This is a genomic window from Afipia massiliensis (assembly GCF_014203115.1).
Lineage (GTDB): Bacteria > Pseudomonadota > Alphaproteobacteria > Rhizobiales > Xanthobacteraceae > Afipia > Afipia massiliensis.
In genome coordinates, this window is record NZ_JACHIJ010000001.1 from 397,517 (window position 1) to 414,721 (window position 17,205).

Annotated in this window: 17 protein-coding genes and 1 tRNA gene; 9 read left to right on the top strand and 9 right to left on the bottom strand. The window is 60.2% G+C overall.

The annotated features are described in order from the left end of the window. Window positions 1-42: 42 nt before the first annotated feature. Window positions 43-654: a DUF6538 domain-containing protein gene (locus tag HNQ36_RS01860; RefSeq protein ID WP_184082252.1), complete on the bottom strand. Its 612-nt coding sequence runs from the start codon at window positions 652-654 to the stop codon at window positions 43-45. A 97-nt stretch (window positions 655-751) separates the two neighbouring features. Next, window positions 752-825: transfer RNA gene (locus HNQ36_RS01865), tRNA-Gln, on the bottom strand. Window positions 826-1,254: 429 nt separating this feature from the next. Here HNQ36_RS01865 and HNQ36_RS01870 point away from each other — a divergent pair. The 9 genes from HNQ36_RS01870 (at window position 1,255) to HNQ36_RS01910 (ending at window position 9,604) form a co-directional block, all read left to right on the top strand. Next, complete coding sequence (locus HNQ36_RS01870) at window positions 1,255-3,015, top strand: ATP-binding protein (RefSeq protein ID WP_184082253.1); 1,761 nt, start codon at window positions 1,255-1,257, stop codon at window positions 3,013-3,015. A gap of 109 nt (window positions 3,016-3,124) precedes the next feature. Beyond that, complete coding sequence (locus HNQ36_RS01875; protein ID WP_184082254.1) at window positions 3,125-3,706, top strand: peroxidase-related enzyme; 582 nt, start codon at window positions 3,125-3,127, stop codon at window positions 3,704-3,706. Between the two features lie 110 nt (window positions 3,707-3,816). After that, window positions 3,817-4,131, top strand: a complete 315-nt coding sequence (locus HNQ36_RS01880) for a hypothetical protein (protein ID WP_184082255.1) — start codon at window positions 3,817-3,819, stop codon at window positions 4,129-4,131. Between the two features lie 162 nt (window positions 4,132-4,293). Further along, entirely contained in the window at window positions 4,294-4,575 is a 282-nt protein-coding gene (locus tag HNQ36_RS01885) for an acyl carrier protein (protein WP_184082256.1), read from the top strand. Between the two features lie 11 nt (window positions 4,576-4,586). Beyond that, window positions 4,587-5,060: a 3-hydroxyacyl-ACP dehydratase FabZ family protein gene (locus HNQ36_RS01890; protein ID WP_184082257.1), complete on the top strand. Its 474-nt coding sequence runs from the start codon at window positions 4,587-4,589 to the stop codon at window positions 5,058-5,060. Then, a complete protein-coding gene (locus tag HNQ36_RS01895) occupies window positions 5,053-6,252 on the top strand; it encodes a beta-ketoacyl-ACP synthase (RefSeq protein WP_184082258.1) in 1,200 nt (399 codons plus the stop codon). The genes HNQ36_RS01890 and HNQ36_RS01895 overlap by 8 nt, the downstream gene beginning before the upstream one ends. A gap of 19 nt (window positions 6,253-6,271) precedes the next feature. After that, on the top strand, window positions 6,272-7,552 hold the full coding sequence (locus HNQ36_RS01900; protein ID WP_184082259.1) for a beta-ketoacyl-ACP synthase: 1,281 nt from the start codon (window positions 6,272-6,274) through the stop codon (window positions 7,550-7,552). 97 nt (window positions 7,553-7,649) lie between these two features. After that, on the top strand, window positions 7,650-8,672 hold the full coding sequence (locus HNQ36_RS01905; RefSeq protein ID WP_184082260.1) for a zinc-binding dehydrogenase: 1,023 nt from the start codon (window positions 7,650-7,652) through the stop codon (window positions 8,670-8,672). Then, the gene (locus HNQ36_RS01910; protein WP_184082261.1) at window positions 8,672-9,604 is read left to right on the top strand and encodes a lipid A biosynthesis lauroyl acyltransferase; all 933 of its coding nucleotides are present in this window, start codon (window positions 8,672-8,674) and stop codon (window positions 9,602-9,604) included. Before HNQ36_RS01905 ends, HNQ36_RS01910 begins: the two co-directional genes overlap by 1 nt. Here HNQ36_RS01910 and HNQ36_RS01915 read toward each other — a convergent pair whose 3' ends face one another. The 7 genes from HNQ36_RS01915 to pssA all read right to left on the bottom strand — a co-directional run bounded on the left by HNQ36_RS01915 (window position 9,605) and on the right by pssA (window position 17,173). Then, on the bottom strand, window positions 9,605-10,714 hold the full coding sequence (locus HNQ36_RS01915) for a polyamine ABC transporter substrate-binding protein (protein WP_184082760.1): 1,110 nt from the start codon (window positions 10,712-10,714) through the stop codon (window positions 9,605-9,607). Window positions 10,715-10,737: 23 nt separating this feature from the next. After that, the gene (locus HNQ36_RS01920) at window positions 10,738-11,889 is read right to left on the bottom strand and encodes an aminotransferase (protein WP_184082262.1); all 1,152 of its coding nucleotides are present in this window, start codon (window positions 11,887-11,889) and stop codon (window positions 10,738-10,740) included. Between the two features lie 7 nt (window positions 11,890-11,896). Continuing rightward, on the bottom strand, window positions 11,897-12,241 hold the full coding sequence (locus HNQ36_RS01925) for a rhodanese-like domain-containing protein (protein WP_184082263.1): 345 nt from the start codon (window positions 12,239-12,241) through the stop codon (window positions 11,897-11,899). Between the two features lie 123 nt (window positions 12,242-12,364). After that, entirely contained in the window at window positions 12,365-14,266 is a 1,902-nt protein-coding gene (locus tag HNQ36_RS01930) for a potassium transporter Kup (RefSeq protein ID WP_184082264.1), read from the bottom strand. Window positions 14,267-14,419: 153 nt separating this feature from the next. Next, window positions 14,420-15,247, bottom strand: coding sequence for an OmpA/MotB family protein (locus HNQ36_RS01935; protein WP_184082265.1), 828 nt, complete (start codon window positions 15,245-15,247; stop codon window positions 14,420-14,422). 29 nt (window positions 15,248-15,276) lie between these two features. Further along, window positions 15,277-16,050 carry a motility protein A gene (locus HNQ36_RS01940; protein WP_184082266.1) on the bottom strand — a complete coding sequence of 258 codons (774 nt, stop codon included), beginning with the start codon at window positions 16,048-16,050 and terminating at the stop codon, window positions 15,277-15,279. Window positions 16,051-16,291: 241 nt separating this feature from the next. Then, window positions 16,292-17,173 carry a CDP-diacylglycerol--serine O-phosphatidyltransferase gene (pssA, locus tag HNQ36_RS01945; RefSeq protein ID WP_184082267.1) on the bottom strand — a complete coding sequence of 294 codons (882 nt, stop codon included), beginning with the start codon at window positions 17,171-17,173 and terminating at the stop codon, window positions 16,292-16,294. Between the last annotated feature and the right edge of the window lie 32 nt (window positions 17,174-17,205).

The following is a 17,205-nucleotide window of genomic DNA, read 5'->3' on the forward strand; positions in this document are numbered from 1 at the left end:
CCCTCCGAGACCGGCTCGTCATCGACAATCAGGAAAAGTTGTTCAAACGGGTTTGGAGCCGTTGGAAAGGTGAGCGCATTCAGCTTGCCCCATTTCCAGAATTCCGACAGCGTTGACAGGTGGCGATTCCAAGTCTTGCGCGCCGTCCTCTTCTCTCGCAAGCTCGTCTTCTCCTCCTCCGATGGAGCCTGTTCGATTTCCTGCTGGAAAGCATGAGCTGCCTTGGCGAATGGGCATATCGAGCTGTTCGGCAAGGTCCTGGATTTCCTCGACCACGCCACTGATATTGTTTTTCAAGCGATCGGCACGGGCTCTTTTGGCCCAGACCTCATAATTGAGGAGAAGGCGGGCGATTACATATTCATCGTTGTATCGGTTGAGGGTGAGCATCGCATCGACGAACAACTTCAGTTGATCGGGATTGATGAGATCGGGTTCGTCGCCTTCTTCTAATTTGAATTTTACAAACATTTGAAACATCCGCTCGGTGACGATCCAGAGCTGGCTGGCCCGGAAACGGGCCGTCCGGGGATCGCAGCGTCCAAGCGAACGGACTATCTCCCGTTTCTTGAGAAGAGCTTGCAAAGCGGCAGGCACCTTGCGGCGGAAGAAGAAGATTCCGTTTTTCTGGCGAAGATTATGTAAAAGCGGCACTTTCCACGCCTTTTGTGGCCCGAGGGGTGGACCTTGGCGGTGGTGTTCCCTATCTTGGGGTGGATAACTGTCGCTTTTCGCTGGACTTTTAGAAAGCTGGCTGGGGAACTAGGATTCGAACCTAGACAAACAGAGTCAGAGTCTGTTGTGCTACCGTTACACCATTCCCCAATCGATCGCGGACCTGATCTTGCACGGTGAAGCACCGTGCGGATCGCTGTCCAAATCAGCAAATCGATGTCGCGCGCAGGATATAGAGCGGTGCTGCGCCGCGGTCTACCCCTGCCTTGCCCTGTCCACCAGCGGCGCTCAAAAAACCACACACCCGGCGTATCAACCGGGCTGGAAGATCATCCATTAGTCCAAGGTAAACAAAGACTTAATTCCAAGGAAATCCGCCGGCGGGCTCTCGTCAACCAATATCAAAATACCCCTTCAACTTCGGGACCTTAGCCCGACGGGTAAATCTCATCGGTTGTACCATCATCTGGGCACCACCTCGCAGAACCGCCCAAAGTCACCAGGGGCATTTAACAATTCCTGCAACAAGCCTTTGTACAGTCGAGGAAATTCAGCAGTTCAGACAGGCCATATCGCTCTATGTTGACTTCACCGCAGCCAGCCTCGCTCGGGCGCGTCATTTCGGTACGCGGCTCACAAGCGCGAGTCGGCCTTGTGACGACGAGCCAGATCAACGACGCGAATGTCCGCGCCACGGTCGGCCAGTTCTTCGGCATCCGCACCGCCACGACGATCATCGTTGCGATGATCACCGAGGTGAGCCGCGAAAACCTGCCGCCCACCGACAACTACATCGCAATTGCCTCTGTCGACCTGCTGGGCGAGATCGCCGCCGGCCCTTCCGGCCGCTTCCAGCGCGGCGTCACGAGCTATCCGACCATCGGCGATCTGGTGGACGTGTTGACTAACCAGCAATTGCGGACGGTGTACGCGCCATCGAAAGCCGAGCAGATCAATATCGGTACGCTGCAGCAGGATCCGTCCGTCATCGCCTATGTTGATGTCGAGGACATGCTGAGCAAGCATTTCGCCGTACTCGGCTCCACCGGCGTCGGCAAGTCCAGCGGCGTCTCGCTGCTGCTAAATGAGATTCTCCGCGTAAGGCCGAACCTGCGCGTGTTCCTACTCGACGTGCACAACGAATATGGCCGCTGCTTCGGCGACAAATCGCTGGTTCTCAATCCGCGAAATCTCAAGCTGCCGTTCTGGCTTTTTAATTTCGAGGAATTCGTCGACGTGATCTTCGGCGGCCGCCCCGGCGTGCCCGAAGAACTCGAGGTTCTCGTTGAACTCATTCCGGTCGCGAAAGCGACCTACACGCAATATCAGAACACAGACCGCGTCGGACTGAAGCGTGTCGATGCCAAGACCGTCGGCTACACCGCCGATACACCGGTGCCCTATCGTCTGGTCGATCTGATTTCGTTGATCGATGAGCGCATGGGCAAGCTGGAAAACCGCTCATCGCGCATCGTCTATCACAAGTTGATTTCGCGCATCGAGACGGTCAAAAACGATCCGCGCTACGCCTTCATGTTCGAAAACGCCAATGTCGGCGGCGACACAATGGCGGAAGTCATCAGCCACCTGTTCCGGATGCCCGCCAACGGCCGGCCCATGACCGTCATGCAGCTCGCAGGCTTTCCTGCTGAAGTTGTGGACTCCGTCGTATCCGTACTCTGCCGCATGGCGTTCGATTTCGGTTTGTGGAGTGACGGCGCCTCCCCGCTGCTGTTCGTCTGCGAAGAAGCGCACCGTTACGCGTCCGCCGATCGCGGCGTGGGTTTCGGGCCGACACGTAAGGCCGTCTCGCGCATCGCCAAGGAAGGCCGCAAATACGGCGTCTACCTTGCGCTGGTTACGCAGCGCCCGGCGGAACTGGACGCAACGATTATTTCCCAATGCAACACTTTGTTCGCGATGCGCCTTGCAAACGAGCGCGACCAGATGCTGTTGCGCTCCGCAGTCTCGGATGCCGCGGCGAATCTCCTGTCGTTCGTGCCATCGCTAGGCACACGCGAAGTGCTGGCTTTCGGCGAAGGCGTTGCTTTGCCAACCCGGCTCCGCTTCAAGGAAGTCCCTGTGCACCAGTTGCCGCGCAGCGAAGCCACCATCGCGACGACGCCATCGGCCCTCAGCGGTCACGACATCAACTTCGTTAGTTCCGTGCTCGAACGCTGGCGCGGCGCGACCTCGCATCGCGAAACTCCAAACGATCCGACGTTCGATCGCGGCGGCATGGATCGGCCTATTCCGCGCGCGCCGGAAGCACCGATGCTGCAACCGTCGCTAGGTCTTGATCCCGACCGCTTCTCGCTGCTGAAAAAGCCCCTTCGCTGATCACTACGCGCCGCGTGGGACTGTCTTGCATCGGCGGACGCTTTGCGCCGGTGCCTTCCTCGACTATGGTCCCTGCAGACACTCCTACCGCCTGCATCGGATCATCAGCATGACCACACCGTCCATCAGCCGCTTTCCTGTTCCTGCGCTGAACGCGCTGCCGGATGATATCCGGACGCGCATTCTCGGCGTGCAGGAGAAGTCGGGTTTCGTGCCGAACGTGTTCCTCGCGCTGGCCTACCGGCCCGACGAGTTCAGGGCATTTTTCGCCTACAACGACGCGCTGATGGAAAAAGACGGCGGACTGAGCAAGGCCGAGCGTGAAATGATCGTGGTCGCGACCAGCGCGGCCAACCAGTGCCATTACTGTGTCGTCTCGCACGGAGCGGTGCTGCGGATTCGCGCGAAGAATCCTCTGATCGCCGATCAGATTGCCAACAACTACCGCAAGGCCGACATCACACCGCGCCAGCGCGCGATGCTGGATTTCGCTGTCAAGGTTTGCCTGGAATCACAAAAGACGTCGCCGCAGGATTTTGAGATATTGCGTGGCCACGGCTTCAGTGATGACGACATCTGGGACATCGCGGCGATTGCAGCGTTCTTTGCGCTGTCGAACCGCATGGCGAGCCTCACAGACATGCGCCCGAACGATGAATTCTATATGATGGGTCGCGTACCGAAGGCGTAACGCGCCCGGTTCCCGGCTATCCTTTTTGACATCCCAGCATTACGCTGGTGTCCGAAGACAGTTTTGTTTCATGGGCTAATGTCTTCGCGTTGATTTGGGACCGTTTACCGATGACTGACGGCGAGCATCGCGTACTGAAATTCCGTCCGCGTACGCATACACCGCTACCGGCGGTTCAACGGTCGGGGAAGCTCGCGCCTGACCTGTCTCGATACGAGCAAACTGACGAAAGCCCGGATGACTATCGTCACCGCATGATCGCGAACGCCGCCGCCATCGCGTTCACGGCGGTACTGACCGGCGTCGGTATCTGGCTGGCGATTGCTCTCGCCGATCTGCGCAACACGCAGGATTGTGTCCTGATGGGTCGGCGGGACTGCGCGCAGATTTCGGCGCAGAGAATCGATCCGATTCGCCACAATTAGGCTTGGAAACCGGTCCTTCTTCGCCCGTGCTGCGCCATTGAACTCGGATCATGGCTCCGATATACGGGGTTTCAACCCGTCCCGAGGGGAACGCGGCACGGTTTCAAGCCAGCGTCCCGCGCCAAGAAATGGCATTTATCTCAAAAATCTCAAAGGTTTAGCATGTCGTCTACATTCGATCAGGTCGCCACGATCATTGCGGAAACGTGCGACATTCCACGCGACACGATCAGCCCGGAAAGCCACGCAATCGACGATCTGGGCATCGACAGCCTCGACTTCCTCGACATCGCTTTCGCCATCGACAAGGCGTTCGGCATCAAGCTGCCGCTGGAGAAGTGGACGCAGGAGGTCAACGACGGCAAGGCCACGACCGAGCAGTACTTTGTCCTGAAGAACCTCAGCGCGCGCATCGACGAATTGGTCGCCGCCAAGGGCGCCTGACGCGCCCCGCCATGCAGCTCGAATACTTCCAGATGGTTGACCGCATTACCGATCTCGACGTCGGTAAGCGGACGATTACGGTCGAGTCACAGGTTCCCGAGACCAGTACCGTCTTCGAGGGGCATTTCCCCGGCTATCCACTGATGCCGGGTGTGCTGCTGACTGAGGCGATGGCGCAGACTTCGGGCTGGCTTCTGATCGCGCTTCTGAAGTTCGAACGCATGCCGTTTCTTGCCAGCGTCAAGGAAGCTAAGATGCGCGACTTCGTGAGGCCCGGCGAACTGCTGACGATCGATGCAAGTCTGGTCCATGATGGCTCGGGCTACGCTGTCACCGACGCAAAGGTCCGCGTTGACGGCAAGCTGAAGTGCAATGCGACGCTGACCTTCCGTCATACACCGTTTCCGCATCCCGATTTACGCGCACACATGGAATCGATGGCCAAGCGGATCGGCTTTCCCGAACAGGTAATCGCTCATGGCTGAGACCCCTTCATCGCCCGGCGGCCCGCGCGAAGCCTGGATCACGGGTATCGGCCTTGCGACGTCGCTCGGCGAAGGCCTCGACGCGCACTGGGACGCGTTGAACGCCAAGACAGTTAATGTCGACGAGACGACATTCGCTCCTTACGTCGTCCATCCCATGACGAAGCTGGTCTTCGATGCGCAGATCCCGAAGAAGGGCGACCAACGCCAGATGGAAGCGTGGCAGCGGATCGGCACTTATGCAGCCGGTCTCGCGCTCGACTCCGCCGGTATCAAGGGTAACACCGACATTCTCTCGCGCATGGATATGATCGTCGCTGCCGGTGGCGGCGAACGCGATCTCGCCGTGGATTCCTCGATCATCAATGCCGATGTTCAAGGCAATGCCGCGCCCGGATTTCTCAACGAACGCCTGATGAACGATCTGCGCCCCACTCTGTTTCTGGCGCAACTGTCCAACCTGCTCGCCGGCAATATCTCGATCGTCCATGGCGTCACCGGATCATCCCGCACGTTCATGGGCGAGGAAGCCGCCGGCGTCGATGCCGCGCGCATTGCGCTGGCGCGGATCGCTTCAGGTCAAAGCGACATTGCCCTTGTCGGCGCCGCACAGAACAGCGAGCGCAAGGAAATGCTGATGCTCTATGAGTTCGGCGATTTCAATCTGAAGAACAAATTCAAGCCGGTCTGGGAGCGCGACAACGGCTTCGCGCTCGGCTCCGGCGGCGTGTTCCTCGTCATCGAGTCCAAGGAACACGCGCAGGCGCGCGGCGCCAAGCCATATGCGAAGCTTACAAACGTGATTGCTGACCGCGCCAAGCGCAAGACTGATGGCGATGTGACCGCAACACTCGACGGCCTGTGGTCGAAAATTGGAACTGTCAGCCAGGACAGCGCAATCATCACCGGTGCGACCGGCGCTTCACCCGTCACCGCCGAGGAGCGCGCATTCCTGGCCAAGCATCGCGACATCCCGGCACGTGCGACCGGCACTGCATTCGGGCATGCCGTGGAGGCGCAGTTTGCACTCGGGATCGCACTTGCCGCCCTATCGATTTCGCGGGGCGCGCTGTTTCCGGCGAACGATACCGCCGGTGTCGAGATTGAAATGACGAAGCCGCCGTCCCAGATTGTTGTGATCGGGGCTGGACACTGGCGCGGCGAAGGCATGGCGCTGGTCGAGGCGGTATAAAGCCACATATGAGGGCACGATGACATCGACTCGCGACAAGTTCGGACGGCCTATCGTCGTCGTCACCGGCATGGGCCTCGTCACCTCCCTCGGCGCAGGCAAGTCCGACAACTGGGCCAAACTTACCGCTGGCGAATCCGGAATCCGGACCATTACCCGTTTCCCCACCGATGGTCTCAAGACCACGATGGCAGGCACGATCGATTTCATCCCGGTCGAGCCGTTCTCGTCGACGGTTCTGTCCGAGCGTCTTGCCGACGTCGCGACCGAAGAGGCCGTTGCGCAGGCCGGAATCGGCGCCAAGGGCGACTTCCCCGGTCCGCTGTTTCTGGCCGTTGCACCGGTCGAACTCGAATGGCAGCCGCGGCAGGACATTGCCCGCGCCACCGGCATGAAATCCGGCATCGACTACGATGCGCTGTTGAAAGCCAGCGGCGGCGGACGCTTCACCAATCTGCACCGCCGGTTCATCTTCGGCTCTGTCGCCGATCATCTGGCCGACACCTTCGGCACCAAGGGCTCCCCCATTTCGCTCTCGACCGCCTGCGCATCGGGCGCGACCGCGATCCAGCTCGGCGTCGAGGCGATCCGCCGCGGCGAAACCGACGCGGCGCTCTGCGTCGCAACCGACGGCTCGGTCAACGCGGAAGCACTGATCCGCTTCTCGCTGCTATCTGCTCTTTCTACCCACAATGATCCGCCGCACGCGGCGGCGCGCCCCTTCTCCAAGAACCGCGACGGTTTTGTCATGGCGGAAGGCGCTGGTGCGCTGGTGCTCGAAAGTCTGGAAGCGGCAACCGCGCGCGGCGCGAAAATTCTCGGCGTGGTCGCAGGCTGCGGCGAACTCGCCGACTCGTTCCATCGCACCCGCTCGAGCCCCGACGGCAAACCGATCGTCGGGTGCGTGCGCAATGCGCTGGCCGACGCGGGCGTCGGTATCGAGCAGATCGACTACATCAACGCGCACGGCACCGGGACGCCCGAGAACGACAAGATGGAATATCTCGGCATCTCGATGGTGTTCGGCGAGCGCGCCAAGGAAATTCCGGTATCGTCCAACAAGTCGATGGTCGGGCATACCCTCTCGGCCGCCGGCGCGGTGGAGGCAGTAGTCTCGCTGCTCACCCTTGAGCACCAGCGCATCCCGCCGACGATCAATTACGACATGCCCGATCCTGCGATCCCGTTCGACGTGGTGCCCAACAAGGCCCGCGACGCGCGGGTAAGCGCGGTGATGTCGAATTCGTTCGGATTCGGTGGCCAGAATGCGTCGCTGATCCTGACCCGCGAACCGATCTAGCAGTCACGGACGCAGCTTTCGGCGGTTGACGGCCTTCGCCGAACCGGCGATACGCAGCCCAACAGTTCACAATCCTTCGTGCCGGAGACGCGGTATTATGCGTGCGCTCAGTCTTGTTGCCGACCGCCAGCTGGTGGTCGCGGATACGCCGCCACCCCCGCCGCCCGGCGCGGGCGAGGTGCAGATCCGCGTCAAGGCCGTCGCCCTCAACCATATCGACGTTTGGGGCTATCGCGGCATGGCGTTCGCGAAGCGCAAGCTCCCGCTCGTGGTCGGCGCGGAAGCCTCCGGCGAGATCGCTGCGATCGGCGAAGGCGTCACGCGCTTCACGCCGGGGCAAAAGGTCGTGATGTACGGCGCGCTGACCTGCGGCGTCTGTCCTGCATGCCAGGCTGGCCGCGACAACCTCTGCGAAAACGTCGCCGGCATCATGGGATTTCATGTCGATGGCTTTGCCCGCGAATTGATGAACCTCAACGAACGGCTGGTCATCCCGGTGCCGGATGGCGTATCCGACCGTGACGCCGCCTGCGCGCCGATCGCGTTCTCTACCGTTCAGCACATGCTGTTCGACAACGCCAAACTGCTGCCGGGTGAAAGCGTGCTGGTGCATGCCGGCGGCTCCGGCATCGGCACAGTCGCGATCATGATGGCCAAGGCGATCGGCTGTACCGTCATCACCACCGTGGGCGACGATACCAAGATCGATGGCGTGAAGAAGCTCGGCGCCGATCACGTCATCAACTACCGCAAGGATCGTTTCGAACACGAGACCCGCAAGATCACCAAGAAAAAGGGTGTCGATGTGGTGTTCGAGCATGTCGGCGCTGACACCTTCAACGGTTCATTGCTGGTCCTGAAGCGCGGCGGGCGGCTGGTGACCTGCGGCTCGACCTCTGGTCCCACCACCACGATCAATCTGATGCAGTTGTTCCAGCAGCAGTACCGCATCTTCGGATCGTTCGGAGCCACGATACGCAACATCGCCGAGAGCCTCGACAAGATGGCTCAAGGTATGACCCCGGTGATCGACACCGAAGTGCCGATTGAAGATGTCGCCCCCGCGCTCAAGCGAATGGAAAGCCGACAGGTGTTCGGCAAGATTGTCGTTACGTTCTGATGCGCCGCTTGCTCCTCCGCACAAGAGCCATCCTGCGCGATGCGCTGAAGCCTGTGACGGGAGCGATCCTGGGCGCGATTGCCGTCGGCCTGTTGCGCGTCACTCGCTATTTCGACCCGGACCGCACCGCAAACTTCTTCGCATCGGTGACACGCGCCGTTGGTCCCTGGCTGCCCGAGCACAAGATCGGTCGCGCCAACCTGATCGCAGCATTCCCGGACAAGCCGCCTGCCGAGATCGACGCCATCCTCATGGGTGTCTGGGACAATCTCGGCCGGGTTGGTGCGGAGTTCGCACATCTCGATCACATCTGGAAGCTCGATCCCGAGCATTGGGACGCCAGCCGCGTTGAGCCCGCGCCCGGCGCCATCGAGAAATTCGAGATGCTGCGTGACGACGGCAAGGGTGCACTGATCTTCGCAAGCCATCTTGCAAACTGGGAGCTACCGGCACTCGCTGGCCCCGCCTACGGGCTGGAATCGGCGGTGCTGTTCCGCCGCCCCAACATTGCAGCCGTGGATCGCGCGATCCAGCAAATTCGCTCCGTCAACATGGGCACGATGATCGCCACTACGCACGACGCACCGCTGCGACTGGCGCAGGCGCTGCAAAAGGGCGTGCATGTCGGCATGCTGGTGGATCAGCATTTCGGGCGCGGCGTCGATGTGACATTCTTTGGCCGCACCACCAAGGCCAACCCGTTGCTCGCTCGCCTCGCCCGGCAGGTCGAAGTCCCGATTCACGGCGTACGCATCATCCGGCTGCCGAACCATCGCTTCCGCGCGGAGCTATCGGACGAGGTCAAACCCGTCCGGGATGCCGAAGGCAAGATCGATGTTCAGGCCACCACGCAGGCGATCACTACCGTGCTCGAGGGATGGATTCGCGAACATCCCGAACAATGGCTCTGGCTCCACCGCCGCTGGCGGTAATCACCGCCCGGTCTTCACCCGCGTCCACAGGCGATTGATGATGCGCTGGGTGGCAGGATCGCGTGCCGTGATCACGAACAAGCGACTCAGCGTTGCCTCGTCCGGGTAAATCGTCCTGTCATTGAGTATCTTCGGATCGATCAACTTCTGGCTGGCAAGATTCCCGCTCGCATAAGACAGGAAGTCCGAATTCTTTGCGGCGACATCAGGCCGATAGAGATAATTGATAAGCTCATGGGCCTCGGCGACGTTCCGCGCGTCTGCCGGAATGGCGAAGTTGTCGAAGAACATCTGCGCGCCCTCTTTCGGAAGCGCATAGCCGATCTCGACGCCATTCTTGGCTTCCGCCGCGCGGCTTTGAGCCTGCTTGATATCGCCCGACCAGCCGACCACGAAGCAGATTTCGCCCGTGGCAAGCGCGTTCAGATACTCCGACGAATGAAACTTGCGCACATAGGGCCGCACCTTGCCGACCAGTTCTGCTGCTTTATCGAGATCGGCCTGCTTCGTCGTGTTCGGATCAAGACCAAGATAATTCAGCGCCGCCGGCAGAATGTCGTCTGCGGAATCCAGCATGTGGATTCCGCAATCCTTGAACTTGGCAAGGTTCTCGGGCTTGAACACGATGGACCAGGAATTCATCGCTGAATCGATCTTCGCGTCCGCGCCGAGAATCTCCTGAACCTTCTTGACGTTGTAGCCGATGCCCGTGGTGCCCCACATGTAGTTGGCCGCGAAAGCGTTGCCGGGGTCGTAAACCGCAAGGCGCTTGGTCACCTCGGGCCACGCATTGGCAAGATTGGGGAGCTTCGACTTGTCGAGTTTCTGGAAAATGTTGGCCGCGATCTGACGTTGCAGAAAATACGCCGTCGGCACCACGACATCGTAGCCGGATTTTCCGGCCAGCAGCCGGGTCTCGAGCGTCTCGTTGGCATCGAACGTGTCGTAGGTGACCTTGATGCCGGTTTCCTTGGTGAACTGTTCGAGGACGCCGGGCGCCATGTAGTTCGACCAATTATAGAAATTCACGCTGCGCTGCTGCGCCTGCGCCAATGACGCCGAAGCCACAAAAGCACCTGCGACGACTGCGAGGGCTAGCCCCCTCTTCATGCCAATGGACACCGGATTTCCCCTCAACCGTGAAGAACGTGCGTGAGCCGCTCCAGCGCCGTGTCGAGCGTTGCGTCCTTCTTCGAGAAACAGAACCTCACCACCGAAGTGACATGGTTCTCTTCATAGAAGGCCGACACCGGGATAGCGGCAACCTTGTGCTCGTGCACGATACGCTTGCAGAAGGCCACGTCGCTTTCATTCAATCCGAGCGGCGCGAGATCGACGTTGAGAAAGTAAGTCCCCTGCGATTGCAGCACCGGGAAACCAAGGCTGGTCAGGCCTTTGCTCAGGCGATCACGGCTCCGTGCAAGATCGGCCCGCATCTGCAGGAAGTAGTCGTCAGATTTGCCAAGACCATAAGCGACCGCGACCTGAAGGTTGGGCGGAGTCGTGAAGGTGATGAACTGATGCGCCTTGGCAAGTACGCGCAGGATATGCGGCGCGGCGCAGACGAAACCGATTTTCCAGCCGGTCAATCCGAACATCTTGCCCGCGGACCCGATCTTCACGGTGCGATCGCGCATTCCCGGAATCGCAATCAGCGGAATGTGCCCGCGCCCGTCGAACACGACATGCTCCCAAACCTCATCGCAGATAGCGATCAGGTTGTATTCCTGACAAATCCGCCCGAGCATCTCGAGGTCCTCGCGCGGATAGACCACGGCCGCCGGGTTGAGCGGATTGTTGAGGATCACGTAACGCGTCTTAGGAGTGATCGCGGCGCGGATCGCCTCTTCCGGCAGGCGCCAGTGCGGCGGCTCAAGGCGAAGGAACTTGGGAATGCCGCCAGCGAGCCGGATGATCGGCACATAGGAATCGTACATCGGCTGGAAAACCAGCACCTCGTCGCCGGGCTGAACCAATCCGAGGATCGATCCCGTCAAAGCTTCGGTGGCGCCCGAGGTCACCATCACCTCGCTCATCGGATCGAGTTGTACGCCGTGCCAGTGCGCGTAGTGGGTGGCGATGGCCTGGCGCAGTTCCGGGATCCCCATCATCGAGGGATACTGGTTGTAGCCGTTCAGGACGGCATCCGCGGCCTTCTCCCGGATGTCGAGCGGGCCCGGATCGTCCGGAAAGCCCTGGCCCAGATTGATCGCGTTGAGATCGCGGGCGGCCTGCGACATGACGTCGAAGATGGTATTCGGCAGGTCCGCGAAAATCTTGTTCATCGGAAGATCAGCCGCCGGTTTTGGACGGCAGCCCGGCAGCCTTCCACGCCAGCATGCCACCTGCGAGGTGTGAGTCATAAGGCTTGCCGCCGGCTTGTGCGGCCAGCGATGCAGTCACCGAACGCTTGCCGGAGCGGCAGGCGAAAACCACTGTTTTGCCCTGCGGATCGGGAATTTCCGCCGGATCGAAGGTCGAAAGCGGCAGAACCACCGCGTCCGGATAAGCCTCGACGGCAACCTCATTCGGTTCACGCACGTCGATCAGGAGATAGCGCCCCTGCGCAATGCCGGCAGCAACCTCTTCCGCCGTCAGATCGTGAACTTTTTCAGCCTGTGACACATCAACCTCCACCAGGGGCAATCCGAAAAGCGGTCGCAGCTTTTCGAAAAATCACGCCCCGAGATTACGCGCGAACGGCGCACAACCTCTCTTTTTGCAGCAAGAAAATCAAGCGCGGCAGACCACCGATTGTCCTTAAATGGTGACCTGCGTACCGACTTCCACCACCCGCCCTGTCGGGATCTGGAAGTAGTCGGTGGCGTCGTTCGCCGACCGGCTCAAGGCGATGAACAGATGGTCCTGCCACTGCGGCATGCCGGATTGCGCCGCTGGCTTTAGCGAGCGCCGCGACACGAAGAACGACGTCGACATGATGTCGAATTGCCAGCCGAGCTTGCGGGCAACTGCCAGCGCCTTTGGCACGTTCGGCGATTCCATGAAGCCGAACGACAGCCGAACGGTGGAGAATTTGTCGCTGATCTTCGCCATCCGCACACGATCCGCCAGATCGACACGCGGCGTTTCGGCTGTGTGGATGGTCAGGATCACATTGTGTTCGTGGAGAACCTTGTTGTGCTTCAAGTTATGCAGCAATGCGGTCGGCACGTATTCGGGATCGCTGGTCAAAAATACCGCAGTGCCCTTGACGATATGCGGTGGGCGTTTCTCCAGGCTCTTGATGAGATCGAGCAACGGGACCTCGGTGCGCCGGGTCTTGTTGGTCAGGATCGCGGCGCCACGGCGCCATGTCCAGATCAGACCGGCCATCAAGACTCCGAAGAGCACCGGTACCCATGCGCCCTGCAACAGTTTCAGGAGGTTCGCGGCCAGGAACGTCAGATCGACAATCACCAACGGCACGATTAGCGCTGCCGCCGTCGCGGCTCGCCAGTTCCAAACCTTCCAGATCACGACGAAGCACATGATGCCGTCGCAGACCATTGTCGTGGACACCGCGATCCCGTAGGCCGATGCTAGGTTACTTGAGGTGCGGAACAGCCCGACCAGCAGCAAGACACCGATCAGCAGCATGATGTTGACCCGCGGCAGATAAATCTGTCCCGCATGAGTCTCCGATGTGTAGCGAACCTCGAACCGCGGCAGCAGACCAAGTTGAATCGCCTGACGCACCAGCGAGAACGCGCCGGTGATGACAGCCTGACTCGCGATCACGGTGGCGGCCGTCGCAAGACAGATCAACGGCACCAGGAATGTTTCCGGCACCATGCGATAGAATGGATTTTCGATGGTGCCCGGATTCGCCAGAACCAACGCGCCCTGCCCGAAATAATTCAGCAGCAGGCATGGCAGCACGAAATAGAACCACGCCGCCTGAATCGGTTTGCGTCCGAAATGCCCCAGGTCGGCGTAGAGCGCCTCGCCGCCTGTAACCGCGAGGAATACCGCGCCGAGAATCACCAGCCCGATCACGCCGTGGGTCAGCAGGAACCTGACGGCATGCCAGGGATTGATCGCATAAACCACTGTGGGATCGTCGCTGATGTGCATCAGGCCCATGACGCCCAGCGTCAGAAACCAGATAATCATCACCGGGCCAAAAGCGCTGGCGACCATCGCCGTTCCCCTGCTCTGCACCGCGAACAGACAGATGAGGATGACAATAGCGAGCGGGACGACAAAGTGCTCGAGCGCGGGCGCTGCGATCTTCAAGCCTTCGACCGCCGAGAGCACCGAAATAGCCGGCGTGATCATCGCGTCACCGAGGAACATCGATCCGCCGATCACACCAAGGGCAAGGAGCGGCCAACTGCGCCGCCCCAACGCTCGCTGGCCGAGAGCCATTAGAGAGAGCGTGCCGCCTTCGCCGTTGTTGTCGGCGCGCAGCAGGAGCAGCACATACTTGATGGTGACGACAACGATCAGAGACCACAGGATCAGCGACAGCACGCCAAGCACGATCTCGCGGGAGACGGGACCACCATGCGCCGCGTTATGGACCGCCTCGCGAAAGGCGTACAACGGCGACGTACCGATGTCGCCGAACACCACCCCGACACTTCCGAGAGTGAGAGCCCAAAAGCCGGTGGTTACCGGCACCTCTTGGGGCGTATCGGCAGGTGAGTCGCTGGCAGCCATGATCGAGGGAACGCCCTGACGGTGTCATTGATCCCGGCAAGCCCGGTGATCACTTTGGAGTGGCGCTTCTTATATCACTACCATCCGATGTCTACTGCGACAGGAAGCCGGAACCCGGAACATATCGCTAAATGGTATAATAATACAGTCAGATCAAGGCTTGAGGTTTGGAGGCAGCGGCGGATCCTCCCTCATCAACGTAATGGTCACACGACGGTTTGCGGCCAGCGAGGGATCGTCCGGAAACAATGGCTGGGTATCCGCCTTGCCCGCGACAGAGAACACGTGCGAGGCCGGCAACCCCTCCTGTTCAAGGATCTGGCGGACAACATTGGCACGATCCGCAGACAGGTCAAAACCGTCATACCCGGATCGCGTGGGCATGAAGCCCGCAGAGGTGTGGCCGACGATGGCCACACGCAGCGGCGTCGCCTTCAGCGGCGAGGCAAGTTTTTGAAGCAGGCGGCGGGTTCGCTCCAGCGGCTGCTTCGAGCCATCGGCAAACATCGAGCGGCCATCCTGATCGACGATTTCGAGATTGAGCCCCTGCTTGGTTTCCTCGAACAGGATGTGCTTGGACAGTTCGGAGATTTCCGGCAGGTCCTGCAGCGCCTGGCGCAGCGAGGCCGACGCAAGCGCGAATTCGCGGTCGGTCTTCATGCGCGCGCCGGCGGTCTTGTGCTTGTCTTCCTGATCCGGCGTCGGATTGTTCGACGCCTCTTCCGGCGGAACGTGGGACGTGTTCTTCAGCCGCGCACGGGTCGGAAGCCCGTCAGATTCGATAATGCCGGAGAAGCGAGATTGGGTCTGAACGCCGAATGCGTCGCGCATCGATCCGGCGACGATCTTGAGCTTGTCGGAGTCCTGATTGGAGAACGCCACGAGCATCACGAAATAGCTCAACAGAAGAGCCATCAGGTCGGCAAAGGTCACGAACCAGCCGTGACCTCCATGCTCCTCTGCGCGCTTTTTCTTGGCCATCCTGGTAGATCCGTTTCCGCAGCCGTCGTTTAAGCCGGAACCGGCTCACCCTCTTCGTGGCGATGTTTTTCCGGCAAGTAAGCCAGCAGCATTTCACGGACGAGCGTCGGAGACTTAGCATCACGGATCATCAGGATTCCGTCGATGATCAGCGTACGATTGGTCTCCTCGTCGAGCACCTTGACGTGCAGCTTGTCAGCGATCGGCAGACAGACGAGGTTCGCAACCAGTGCGCCGTAGAGCGTTGCCAGCAGCGCCACCGCCATGAAAGGACCGAGCTTGGAAGGGTCCGACATGTTGGAGAACATCTGCACCATGCCGAGCAACGTGCCGATCATGCCGAACGCAGGTGCGCAATCGCCAATCGCGCGATAAATCTTCGACCCCTCGGTGAGGTGCATCAGGAAGTTGTCTCGATCGCGCTCGAGATTGTCGCGAATGAACTCGAGGTCGTAACCGTCCGCGATGTAGCGAATGCCCTTCGCCAGAAACGGATCGTCGGCTTCGATTTTTTCAAGGCCGACCGGCCCCTGTTTGCGGGCCACTTCGGCGATGCGCGCCAATTCATCGACGAGATCGCGCGCGGTCAGGCGGCTCAACGTAAAGGCGTACTTGGCGCCAAGCGGCAAGCCATGGATGATCGCGGAAAGCGGAAAACGGATCAGAGTTGCAGCGAAAGAACCGCCGAAAATGATAATGACGGCATGAATGTCGTAAAACATCCGGAAATCGCCGCCCATCAGGACCAAGGTGCAAAGCACCGCGATACCCACGAGCAGACCGATACTTGTAGCGATATCCATGGAGAACTCCGACGCAACTCGACGGCGCGCTCGTTCTGAGGGCGCATCGAAACTCTAGCGTCGGGGCCATTAAGGTCGGGTAAAGGTTATCGAATTGATGCGCGACTGGTGCGAGATTGTCGGCAAAACTAACGACAAGCGGTCAAATGGTAGCGATCGGTGCCGATAATGGCACCGCGCGTAACATCGATCCGAACAAATTTCAGGAAATCATTAACCATACGACCGCGCGTGGCTGCGGCTAGTTCAGACGCGGCGGGCGGTCCGCTTCGACAGGATCAACCGGCACGTTGAAATCCGACGCGGTGGGGCTCGCATGGCCTGGTTCGCTTGCCGCCGCGGCTTCGCGAGCGCGGCGCTCATGCGCGCGATAGGACATCCAGCCGATGGGAAGACTAAGCAAATACAACAGCGAGCCACCGGTCAGAAGCTGCCACGGATAACTGATCAGCACAGCGATGAACAACACGACAAGTACGACCACCGGCAGCACCATGTCCGGCGCGATCTTGCCGCCGATCATCTTGCCGGAGAACACGGGCAGCCGCGACACCATCAGGAATGCGATCGACAAGGTGAATACTGCCGTGATCGGGGCCGGCAACTGCGGCGCGCCGATAAACACCAGGTACATCGGCAGCAACACGCAAAGTGCGCCCAGCGGAGCCGGTACGCCCGTGAAATAGTTCGCGGCGAACGGTGGCTTGTTCGGATCGTCCATGGTGGCGTTGAAGCGAGCCAGCCGTAATCCGCCGCTGATCGCGAAGATCATCGCCGCGATCCAGCCGACGTTCTTCAAATCATGCAACTGCCAGAAATACAGGATCAGCGCGGGCGCGACGCCAAAATTGACGAAGTCCGCAAGGCTATCGAGTTCCGCGCCGAAACGGGACTGGCCCTTGATCATGCGTGCCACGCGGCCATCGATGCCGTCCAGAATTGCCGCGAACACGATCGCCGCGAGGGCGAGTTCGTTGCGCCCTTCGATGGACAGCCGGATCGCAGTCAGTCCGGCGCAGATCGCCAGCAACGTGATGACGTTGGGCACCAGCATCCGGATCGGAATCTGGCGAAACCGGCGGCGGCGCAGGTCGGGCGTTCTGGGATCGGGAAGCATGGCCATGGGACCTTATATAACAAGCCCCACCCTGCGTC